Source organism: Micrococcus sp. ACRRV (assembly GCF_022346985.1).
GTDB classification, from domain to species: domain Bacteria; phylum Actinomycetota; class Actinomycetes; order Actinomycetales; family Micrococcaceae; genus Micrococcus; species Micrococcus porci.
The window spans coordinates 1-8,755 of sequence record NZ_JAKRNH010000101.1 but is presented as its reverse complement, the minus strand read 5'-3'; the positions used below and the strand labels follow the sequence as shown (position 1 = coordinate 8,755).

The 8,755-nt window shown below is 71.7% G+C and carries 8 protein-coding genes; 4 read left to right on the top strand and 4 right to left on the bottom strand.

Features of this window, described 5'->3' with window-relative positions:
• Nucleotides 1–210: 210 nt before the first annotated feature.
• Genes MHY29_RS09875 through MHY29_RS09865 form a run of 3 tightly spaced genes read left to right on the top strand, consistent with a single transcriptional unit; the run spans nt 211 to nt 3,403 of the window.
• Complete coding sequence (locus tag MHY29_RS09875) at nt 211–1,074, top strand: (Fe-S)-binding protein (RefSeq protein WP_224356337.1); 864 nt, start codon at nt 211–213, stop codon at nt 1,072–1,074.
• A complete protein-coding gene (locus MHY29_RS09870; RefSeq protein WP_224356338.1) occupies nt 1,071–2,711 on the top strand; it encodes a lactate utilization protein B in 1,641 nt (546 codons plus the stop codon). Before MHY29_RS09875 ends, MHY29_RS09870 begins: the two co-directional genes overlap by 4 nt.
• Nucleotides 2,708–3,403 carry an LUD domain-containing protein gene (locus MHY29_RS09865; RefSeq protein WP_044658796.1) on the top strand — a complete coding sequence of 232 codons (696 nt, stop codon included), beginning with the start codon at nt 2,708–2,710 and terminating at the stop codon, nt 3,401–3,403. The genes MHY29_RS09870 and MHY29_RS09865 overlap by 4 nt, the downstream gene beginning before the upstream one ends.
• Before the next feature lie 31 nt (nt 3,404–3,434).
• Here the strand turns inward: MHY29_RS09865 and MHY29_RS09860 are convergent, their stop codons facing one another.
• A complete protein-coding gene (locus tag MHY29_RS09860) occupies nt 3,435–3,917 on the bottom strand; it encodes a DUF2871 domain-containing protein (protein WP_224356339.1) in 483 nt (160 codons plus the stop codon).
• A gap of 34 nt (nt 3,918–3,951) precedes the next feature.
• Complete coding sequence (locus MHY29_RS09855; RefSeq protein ID WP_239240769.1) at nt 3,952–4,347, bottom strand: hypothetical protein; 396 nt, start codon at nt 4,345–4,347, stop codon at nt 3,952–3,954.
• 317 nt (nt 4,348–4,664) lie between these two features.
• Here MHY29_RS09855 and pdxT point away from each other — a divergent pair, with 317 nt between their 5' ends.
• Entirely contained in the window at nt 4,665–5,312 is a 648-nt protein-coding gene (gene pdxT, locus MHY29_RS09850; protein WP_224356341.1) for a pyridoxal 5'-phosphate synthase glutaminase subunit PdxT, read from the top strand.
• Between the two features lie 122 nt (nt 5,313–5,434).
• Here the strand turns inward: pdxT and aceB are convergent, their stop codons facing one another.
• Both aceB and aceA read right to left on the bottom strand, forming a co-directional pair.
• A complete protein-coding gene (gene aceB / locus MHY29_RS09845; RefSeq protein ID WP_370643506.1) occupies nt 5,435–7,105 on the bottom strand; it encodes a malate synthase A in 1,671 nt (556 codons plus the stop codon).
• A gap of 44 nt (nt 7,106–7,149) precedes the next feature.
• Nucleotides 7,150–8,448 carry an isocitrate lyase gene (gene aceA / locus MHY29_RS09840; RefSeq protein ID WP_239240763.1) on the bottom strand — a complete coding sequence of 433 codons (1,299 nt, stop codon included), beginning with the start codon at nt 8,446–8,448 and terminating at the stop codon, nt 7,150–7,152.
• Between the last annotated feature and the right edge of the window lie 307 nt (nt 8,449–8,755).

Sequence of the window (8,755 nt, the reverse complement as noted above, 5' to 3'; positions counted from 1 at the left end):
GGTGTGCACGGGGGTCTCCCGGTGGGCGAGGGGACGGGGCGGGATCCGGCCGGGCCGGTGATGGTCGGACCACTGTGGTCAGACCAAGGAGCGTACTGTGAGACCGGTCACCTTGCAAGGGGCTGGCATGATATGGTCTGACCACTACGGCACCCGTGTGCTGCCGCACAGCACGGCGCCCCAGGCGCCCCGTCCGGAACGGAGACCGGCATGAGAATCGCCCTGTTCGCCACGTGCATCGTGGACGCGATGTATCCCAAGGTGGCCCTCGCCACCGTCCGCATCCTCGAGCGGCTCGGCCATGAGGTCGTCTTCCCGCCCGGCCAGGTCTGCTGCTCGCAGATGCACGTCAACAGTGGGTACGTGGAGGACGCCCTGCCCGTGGTGCGCAACCACGTCCGCACCTTCATGAAGGCCGACTACGACCTCGCCGTCGCCCCCTCCGGATCCTGCGTGGCCTCGCTCGGCCACCAGCAGCCGGACGTCGCCCGCTCCTGCGGGGACGAGGGGCTGGCCCGCGACGCCGAGGTCGTCGCCTCCCGCACCCTCGAGCTGTCCCAGCTGCTCACGGACGTCCTCGGCGTGACGGATGCCGCGGCCCAGCTCGGCTCCTGGTTCCCGCACACCGTGACCTACCACCCCTCCTGCCACGGCATGCGCCTGCTGCGCCTGGGCACGCGCCAGGAGGACCTGCTGCGCACCGTCGCGGACATCGACCTGCGCCCGCTGCCGGACGCCGAGGAGTGCTGCGGCTTCGGCGGCACCTTCTCCCTGAAGAACCCGGACGTCTCCGCCGCCATCGCGGAGGAGAAGATCGAGAAGGTCACCGCGTCCGGCGCCTCGATCTGCACGGGCGGCGACGCCTCCTGCCTGCTCCACCTGGGCGGGGCCATGCACCGTCGAGAGGCGCGCGGCCAGGACGGCCGCCCCCTGCGCACCGTCCACCTCGCCGAGATCCTCGCGGCCACCCGGGAGAACCCGCTCGAGGTCGACGGCCCCGTCGAACTGTCCATTCCCGCGTCGGCCGGCGCCCGCCGCGGACCGTCCGCCCGTGTCGAGGAGGCCCACCGATGAGCACCGCACCCACCCGCGTGCGCCTGGGAATGCCCACCCTCCGCCCCGTCCACGGCGAGGGCGAGATCCTGCTGAAAACCCCGTTCCCCGAGTCCGCCCGCGAGCAGCTGGGGAACGGCCAGATGCGCGCCAACATCCGCCGGGCCACCCACACCATCCGTGCCAAGCGTGCCGGCGTCGTCGGGGAGCTGCCGGACTGGCAGGAGCTGCGCGCCGCCGGCTCCGCGCTGAAGCAGTCCGTCATGGCGGACCTGCCCGCGCTCCTCGAGCGGCTCGAGTCCGAGGTCACCGCGCGCGGCGGCGTCGTGCACTGGGCCCGGGACGCGGCCGAGGCCAACCGCATCATCACGGAGCTCGTCACCGCCAAGGGCGTGGACGAGGTGATCAAGGTCAAGTCCATGGCCACCCAGGAGATCGGCCTGGACGCCGCGCTCGCGCAGGCCGGCGTGGCCGCCGTCGAGACGGACCTGGCGGAGCTCATCGTCCAGCTCGGCCACGACCGGCCCAGCCACATCCTCGTCCCGGCGATCCACCGCAACCGCCGGGAGATCCGGGACATCTTCCTCCGGGAGATGCCGGAGACGGACGAGAGCCTCACCTCCGAGCCGGCCGATCTGGCCGAGGCCTCACGCCGGCACCTGCGCGAGAAGTTCCTGAGCACGAAGGTGGCGATCTCCGGGGCGAACTTCGGCGTCGCCGAGACGGGCACGCTCGCCGTCGTCGAGTCGGAGGGCAACGGCCGCATGTGCCTGACCCTGCCGGAGACGCTGATCACCGTGATGGGCATCGAGAAGCTCGTGCCCACCTTCGAGGACCTCGAGGTGTTCCTGCAGCTGCTGCCGCGCTCGTCCACGGGTGAGCGGATGAACCCGTACACCTCCATGTGGACGGGCGTCACCGAGGGCGACGGCCCCCAGGAGTTCCACCTGGTCCTGCTGGACAACGGCCGCTCGGCGGTGCTGTCCGACCCGAAGGGCCGTTCCGCGCTGCACTGCATCCGCTGCTCGGCGTGCATGAACGTGTGCCCCGTGTACGAGCAGACCGGCGGCCACGCCTACGGCTCCGTCTACCCGGGTCCGATCGGCGCGATCCTCTCCCCGCAGCTCACCGGTGTGGACGCGGGGGAGAACGGCACTCTGCCCTACGCCTCCTCGCTGTGCGGCGCGTGCTACGACGTGTGCCCCGTGGCGATCGACATCCCCTCGATCCTCATCCACCTCCGGGACGAGGACGTGCAGGCCACCCACGCCGCCCGGAAGGCGCTGCGCACGGAGGGGGACGGCGACGCCGGACCCCTGGCCCGTGCCAAGGCGGCGGTGGAGTCCGTCACGCCCTCGCAGATGGACGTCGCGATGAAGGGCGCCTCCGTGGTGATGTCCTCGGGTCGGCGCATGTCGCTGGCCGAGCGGGGCCTCGGGCTGGGGCGGGTCGCGGCCGGGCCGGACCGGGTGCTCGGCTGGCTGCCGGGCATCGCCGGCGGGTGGACCGACGAGCGTGACGTGCCGGCGCCCCCGCGGGAGTCCTTCCGCAACTGGTGGGCCCGCCACAAGGATGAGACCGAGCACCGGACCGCCCTGGACGGCGTCGCCGGGCTGGACCGCCAGGAGGACGAGCACGTCGAGGAGGACGGACGATGAGCGAGGCGAAGGCCGAGATCCTGCGGCGCATCCGCGAGGCGACGGCGGACGGGCCGGTCGCGGACCCGGTGCAGCGCACCTACCGGCGGACCTCCTCCCGGGACCGGGCCGAGGTGGTGGAGATGCTGCGCGATCGGCTGATCGACTACCGGGCCTCCGTGCGGGACGAGACGGAGGAGACGGTGGCCGCGGCCATCGCCGAGCTGCTCGGCCCGGACGCCCGGTACGTGGTGCCGGCCGGTCTGGAGCCCGACTGGCTCCCCGCGGACTCGCGCGGGGCCGGCCGGGAGCGCATCACGGAGCCCGCGGTGGGTCACACGGGGGAGCGGGCCGCGGTCCGCGGCGCCCACGACGGCGAGCGCGAGCCCCTCAGCGTGGACGCGCTGAACGAGGTGGACGCGGTGGTGACGTCCTCGACGGTCTCCTGCGCGGAGACCGGGACGATCTTCCTGAGCGGCCGCCCGGACGAGGGCCGCCGGGCGATCACCCTGGTCCCGGACCACCACGTGTGCATCGTGCCGCTGGACTCCGTGGTGGAGCTCTTCCCGGAGGCGCTGGCCCGCGTGGAGGCGACGGCGCCGATCACCATGATCTCCGGGCCCTCGGCCACGAGCGACATCGAGCTCGAGCGCGTCGAAGGCGTGCACGGGCCGCGTCGCCTGGACGTGATCCTGCTCGACCGCGCTCGCTGACGCGGGCGCGGTCGGGCAGGCGCCGGGCGGCTCAGGCCCCCTCGACGACGGTGCCGCCGGTGCGGCCCGTCTCGAGGCGGTCCTGACGCTCCCGTACGCCGCTGTACAGGGCGACGAACAGCAGCGCGAGACCGGCGGTCACGAGCATGTGGCCGAGTCCGGCGATGCCCGGGATGCCCGCCGAGGCCTCGGCGGGCGTCAGGCCGTCCACGGTGAGGCCGCCGCGCACGGCCATCATCACGGACGTGACCAGCACGCCCAGGTGGAAGAGCCAGAAGAACCAGGTGAACGGGCCGCGGCCGGTCAGGCCGAAGACCGCGTCGAGGGCGAGGACCACCAGGGTCACGGTCAGCCCCAGGCCCAGCAGATGCGTGTGCACGGTGCCGAGCTCGGTGGCGCCGGTGAACTCGTGGGCCTTGGTGTACTCGCGGTAGAACAGGCCCGAGGCGAGGCCGAGGACGGCCAGCACGAGGACGGGCCACATCAGGACGTGCAGGGTCAGACCGACGGTCATGCGGATGCTCCTTGCGGGTCGGGGGACGGGGGGATCAGGACACGGAGGCCGCGACGCGCTCGACCTGCGGCAGGTCCTCGGTCGCGGGGTCGAAGTCGCCGGTCACGCGCGCGATCTGGTCGAAGTCGAAGTCCTGGCCGGAGCGGACGGGCAGCCCCCAGCACACGAGGAAGGACACGGCGTAGTCCACGAGCGAACCCGTGAGGGTGGCGTAGTCCCGCAGGAACCCGTAGCCGAGGAACAGCATCACGACCGAGGCGATCGCGCCGACGACGACCGCGGGGCGCAGGCCGAAGAAGCCGAAGCACATGATGCCCAGCGCGACGCCCACACCGAGGATCGCGAGGGTCTCCACCACGAACGCCCAGGCGCCCTCGAGCGGGAACCACTCGAAGCGCACGGGCAGGAACACGGCCAGCGCGGCGAGCACGGACACCGTGAACGCGACGTTGGTGATCCTGCCCCAATCGACGAGAGGGCGGACAGGTCCGAGTCGGCGGTGGAGGACAGCGAGCCGATGATCATCAGGAACGCCAGGGCCACGAGCGCCAGCGGCAGGTGGTCGGCGACCATCTGCGGCAGGAGGTTGTTGACGTCGCCGTCGAGCGGCTCGACGCCCAGGTAGAGCGCCATGACACCGAGCATGCCGACGGTCTTCTGTGGACTCACCATGGCCCCGCACCGCCTGGCCGAGCGCGGCTGGTGAGCTGAGCTGAGCATGCGGGTGCGGGTCCGACGATCGGCGGCATGAGAGCCGTACAGAAGACCGTGGGCGTGTTCGCCCTGCAGGGGGACGTGCGCGAGCACGTGCACGTCCTCGAGGCGCTCGGCGCCCGCACCCGTCCCGTCCGGAGGCCGGCCGACCTGGCCGGCCTCGACGGGATCGTGCTGCCCGGCGAGGAGTCCTCCGTGATGGACCGCCTGGCCCGGATCATGGGCCTGCGGGACCCCCTCGCCGAGGCCGTCCGCGCCGGCCTGCCCGTCTACGGCACGTGCGCGGGGATGATCCTGCTCGCCGCGGGGATCGAGAACCCCGCCCCGGGCCAGGGGAGCCTCGGCGTCCTGGACGTCACGGTGCGCCGCAACGCCTTCGGCTCCCAGGCGGACTCCTTGGAGGCGGACCTGCAGGTGCCGGCCGTATCCGCGGACCCGATGCACGCGGTGCTCATCCGCGCCCCCGCGGTGGTCCGCGTGGGGGAGGGGGTCGAGGTGCTCGCCTCCGTGCCGGCCGCCCGGGCCGTCGCCGCGTCCTCCTCCACGGCCGAGACCGACGACGGCGCCCCCGCCGCCGACCTGCCCGTCGCCGTGCGCGCGGGGAACGTGAGCGCCACGAGCTTCCACCCGGAGGTCACGGGGGACTGGTCGTTCCACCGCGCGTTCCTCGCCGGTCTCTGACCCCTCAGACGCCGGAATCGACTGCGGTCCTGACCCTTCACGGCCCCGTTCGGGGCCCCAGAGGGGTCAGAACCGCAGTCGATTCGGGAGGCACGAGCCGGGGAGCCGGCAGGCGCGGTGGCTCAGGCGCCGTGGCCTGCCCGGCGTCGCGCCTCGGCGGAGAGGAACCGCTCGTACGCCGGCAGGGTGAGGAAGTCCGGGAAGTCCTCCGCGAGGGCCACCGAGGTGAAGATCTCCCGGGCCTCGTCGAAGCGGTCGCCCTCGGTGCGCTCGATCCGGCCGAACTCCTCCTCGGTCACCTGCTCCACCCACTCGCGGGTCACGGTGCGCTCCCCGCCGTCGGTCAGACGGGCGGTAGAGCCGGTCCGGATCCACTGCCAGATCTGGGAGCGGGAGATCTCCGCGGTGGCGGCGTCCTCCATGAGGTTGTGGATGGCGGCGGCGCCGTTGCCCCGCAGCCAGGACTCCACGTACCGGATGCCCACCTCGATGTTCATCCGCAGCCCCTGCTCCGTGATGGAGCCGGTGGTGGACTTGATGTCCACCAGGGCGGCGGCGTCGGGGACCACGTCCTCCCGGCGGCGGGTGCGGATCTGGTTGGGCAGGTCCTTCAGGACGGCGTCGAACACCTCCATGGCCACGGGCACCAGGTCCGGGTGGGCCACCCACGAGCCGTCGAACCCGTCCCCGGCCTCGCGGGTCTTGTCCGAGCGGACCTTCTCCAGGGCGGCCGCGTTGGCCTCCGGGTCCTTCCGGTTCGGGATCTGCGCGGCCATGCCGCCGATCGCCGACGCCCCGCGCCGGTGGCACGTGCGCACGAGCAGCTCGGTGTAGGCCCGCATCATCGGCTGGGTCATCGTCACCTCGGAGCGGTCGGGGAGCACGAAGTCCTCACCCCGCTCGCGGAAGGTCTTGATGACGCTGAAGATGTAGTCCCAGCGCCCCGCGTTGAGGCCGGCGGCGTGGTTGCGCAGCTGGTAGAGGATCTCCTCCATCTCGAACGCCGCGGTGATCGTCTCGATCAGCACGGTGGCCCGGATGGTCCCCTGGGGGATCTCGAGCAGGTCCTGCGCCCGGACGAACACGCAGTTCCACCACCGCGCCTCGAGGTGCGACTCGGTCTTCGGCAGGTAGAAGTACGGGCCGCGGCCCCGGCGCAGCAGCTCCTTCGCGTTGTGGAAGAAGTACAGCGCGAAGTCCGCGAGCGCGCCGGAGACCGGCTGGCCGTCCACGAGGATGCGGTCCTCCATCAGGTGCAGGCCGCGGGGCCGCACGATGATGGTGGGCCGGTCCACGAGCTGCACGCCGCCGAGGGTGTACTCCTTGCCCTCCGGGGTGGTCAGGGAGATGGTCCTGCGGATGGCGTCCTGCAGGTTGACCTGGCCGGCGATCACGTTCTCCCAGGACGGGGTGGAGGAGTCCTCGAAGTCCGCGAGCCAGCACTTGGCGCCGGAGTTCATGGCGTTGATGGTCATCTTCCGGTCCACCGGGCCCGTGATCTCCACGCGGCGGTCCCGCAGGCCGGGGGCCAGCGGAGCGACGTGCCAGGAGTCGTCCTCACGGACCTTGCGGGTGGCCGGGAGGAAGTCGAGGGTCTCGCCCTCGGCGATGCGGCGCCGGCGGGCGGCGCGCTCGTCCATCAGCTCCCGACGGCGTCCCTCGACGCCGCGGTGCAGCGCGGCGAGGAACTCCAGGGCGGCCGAGGTCAGGACGCGGTCCTGGCCGGGGACCGGCTCGCCGAGGACGCGAACGCCGTTGACGGTCGTGTCGGAGTGGGTGGTCTGCAGGGTCATCATGACGGGTTCCTTTGCAGGCGTGAGGTGTCGTCGTCGACAGCTCAGTGGAACTGGCCCGCCTCCGTGGACTCCTTCAGGGCCACGGTGGAGGACTCGGGGTTGACGGCGGTGGAGATGGCGTCGAAGTAGCCGGTGCCGACCTCGCGCTGGTGCTTGGTGGCGGTGTAGCCGCGGGCCTCGTCGGCGAACTCGCGCTCCTGCAGCTCCACGTACGCGGACATCTGGCGCTCGTTGTAGCCCTTGGCCAGGTCGAACATGGAGTGGTTGAGGGCGTGGAAGCCGGCCAGGGTGATGAACTGGAAGGTGTAGCCCATGGCGCCCAGCTCGCGCTGGAACTTGGCGATCGTGGCGTCGTCGAGGTTCTTCTTCCAGTTGAACGACGGCGAGCAGTTGTAGGAGAGCATCTGGTCCGGGAACTCGGACTTGACGGCCTCGGCGAACTTGCGGGCCAGCTCGAGGTCGGGGGTGCCGGTCTCCATCCAGATCAGGTCGGAGTAGGGGGCGTAGGCCTTCGCGCGGGCGATGCAGGGCTCCACGCCGTTCTTGACCTTGTAGAAGCCCTCGGCGGTGCGCTCGCCGGTGATGAACTCGGCGTCGCGCTCGTCGACGTCGGAGGTGATCAGGGTGGCGGCCTCGGCGTCGGTGCGGGCGATGATCACGGAGGGCACCCCGGCGACGTCGGCGGCCAGGCGGGCGGCGTTCAGGGTGCGGACGTGCTGGCCGGTGGGGATGAGGACCTTGCCGCCCAGGTGGCCGCACTTCTTCTCGGAGGCCAGCTGGTCCTCCCAGTGCACGCCGGAGGCGCCGGAGGCGATCATGCCCTTCATGAGCTCGTAGGCGTTGAGCGGGCCGCCGAAGCCGGCCTCGGCGTCGGCGACGATCGGCACGAGGTAGTCCTCGACGGTCTTGATGCCCTCGGACCACTCGATCTGGTCGGCGCGCAGCAGCGCGTTGTTGATGCGGCGGACCACGGCCGGCACGGAGTTGGCCGGGTAGAGGGACTGGTCCGGGTAGGTGTGGCCGGAGAGGTTGGCGTCCGCGGCGACCTGCCAGCCGGAGAGGTAGATGGCGCGGAGGCCGGCCTTGACCTGCTGCACGGCCTGGTTGCCGGTGAGGGCGCCCAGGGCGTTGGTGAACTCGCCCTTGGCGTGCTCGGAGGTCAGCTGCTCCCAGAGCTTCTCGGAGCCGCGGCGGGCGAGGGTGTGCTCCTCCTGGACGCGGCCGCGGAGCTTGGCGACGTCCTCGGCGGTGTGGGTGCGCTCGATGTGGGCCCAGCGGTCGTTGGTGTCCCAGTCCTTCTGGATCTCCTGGGCGATCTGCTGCACGGTCTGCTCGGTCATGGTCCTGGTCCTCTCGGGTGGGGGACGGGGCGGGCCTCCGCGGTGCTGCGGCGGCGTCTCCCCGGGGGGTGTGGAACCACTGTGGCCCGGCGCACACTCGGCCGGGCCCCGGAATCGCAAGAAAGTTCGGGGCCTTCTTCCCGCTCAGTCAAGGAGGAGCATTCTTTGCGTACCGGGCTGTTCATGGTCGGGTCTTTTCCCGCGAGGCGGGTCGTACCCGCGAATATTGACTTCACAAACGGTCTCCCACGTGTGACCGGCGTTACCCTCGTCGGCATGGCCATCCCCACGGACCCCGCCCACGAGC